Annotated in this window: 1 protein-coding gene; it reads left to right on the forward strand. The window is 68.1% G+C overall.

Annotated elements, in window-relative coordinates; all coding sequences use genetic code 11:
* Positions 1–1,946 (forward strand): AMP-binding protein (locus ABZO33_RS26780; protein ID WP_414538497.1); only part of this gene is annotated, 1,946 nt, incomplete at both ends.

Below are 1,946 nucleotides of genomic sequence, written 5' to 3' on the forward strand. Positions count from 1 at the left end.
CCGGTCGGGCAGCCCGGTCGGGCAGCGCGTGGTCGCCGTCCTGCACTTCCATCACCTGGCCCTGGACCACACGGCGATGGAGGTGATCGTCCATGAGCTGCAGGCGATCCTGTCCGGTCGCCAGCACCTGTTGAGCGCCCCCGTGCCGTACCGCACCTACGTGGCCCAGGTACGCCTGGGCGCCGCCGAGGCGGGGCACGAGGCGTTCTTCCGCGACATGCTCGGGGATGTCGACGAGCCGACGCTGCCCATGGCCCTGGCCGATGTGCAGGGCGATGGGCGCGATATCGAGGAGGCGCGCCTGCCGCTGGAGCCGGCCTTGTCACGCCGGGTGCGCGAACAGGCGCGGGCACAGGGTGTCAGCGCCGCGAGCCTGATGCACCTGGCCTGGGCGCGGGTGGTCGGCGTGCTGGCGGGTCGTCACGACGTGGTGTTCGGCACCGTGCTGATGGGCCGCCTGCAAGGCGGCGAGGGCGCCGACCGGGCGCTGGGGGTGTTCATCAACACCTTGCCGCTGCGCATCGACACCGCCAAGGGCGCCCGCGCTGCGGTGCAGGCCACCCACCAACGGCTGTCGGCGCTGCTCGGTCACGAGCATGCGTCGCTGGCCCTGGCCCAGCGTTGCAGCGGTGTGCCGGCTTCGGCGCCACTGTTCAGCGCCTTGCTCAACTACCGTCATAGCCCGGTTGATGTGGCCGCGGCAGATAGCGACAGCTTCCAGGGCATGCATCAGCTGGGCGGTGAAGAGCGCAGCAACTACCCGTTGACCCTGAGCGTGGACGACCACGGCGAAGGCTTCAGCCTGTGTGTGCTGGCCCAGATGGGGATCGGTGCCGAACGGGTCGCAGGTTGGATGACCTCCGTCGTGAGCCAGCTGATCCAGGCGCTGGAGCAGGGTGGCGCGGCGCAAGTCGACATGCTGTCGATCCTCGATAGCGCAGCGCAAGGCCAAGTGCTCGAAGGCTTCAATGCCACGGCCATGGACTACCCACAAGGTCAGACCGTGCATGCGCTGGTCGAGGCCCAGGCGCCCGAAGCATTGGCCGTTGTGCAGGGCGAGGAAGCGCTGTGCTATGGCGAGCTGAACCAGCGCGCCAATCGCCTGGCCCATTGCCTGATCAAACGTGGCGTGGTGCTGGGCGACCGCGTCGCGCTGTGTCTGGAGAGAGGCCCGCAACGGCTGGTGGCGATGCTGGCCGTGCTCAAGGCCGGCGCGGCGTATGTGCCGGTCGATCCGGGCTATCCGGCGGAGCGCATTGCCTATTTGCTCAGTGACAGTGCACCAGCACTGGCGCTGGTCGAGTCGAGCACTGTGTCGCTGGTGGGCGAGGTGGCCAAGGTTGCCCTGGATGGCGATGACTGGGTCTGTGAAGCCGATATCAACCCCGTCGTCACCGGCCTCGACGCGGATCAGCTGGCCTATGTGATCTACACCTCCGGTTCCACCGGCCAGCCCAAAGGGGTGATGGTCGAGCACCGCACCCTGGCCAACCTGATTCATTGGCATTGCCAGGGCTTCGAGCTGGGCGCGGGCAGCCACACTTCCAGCGTCGCCGGTTTCGGCTTCGACGCCATGGCCTGGGAAGCCTGGCCGGCGTTGTGCGCCGGGGCAGTGCTGCACCTGCCGCCAGCGTCCATCGGCGGTGAACATGTCGATGAGCTGCTCGACTGGTGGCTGGAGCAGCCGCTGCAGGTCAGCTTCCTGCCGACGCCGGTCGCCGAACAGGCGCTGCGCCGCGAACGCCAGCACCCGACCTTGCGCACGCTGCTGGTCGGCGGTGATCGCCTGCGCCAGTTCGACCGCGATCCGGGCTTTGCGCTGGTCAACAACTACGGCCCGACCGAGACCACCGTGGTGGCGACGTCGGGGCAACTGCAACCGGGCGGCGCGCTGCATATCGGCAAGCCGACCGCCAACACTCGCGTCTATGTACTGGATGAGCAAT

The organism is Pseudomonas sp. CAM1A, assembly GCF_047501685.1.
Lineage (GTDB): Bacteria > Pseudomonadota > Gammaproteobacteria > Pseudomonadales > Pseudomonadaceae > Aquipseudomonas.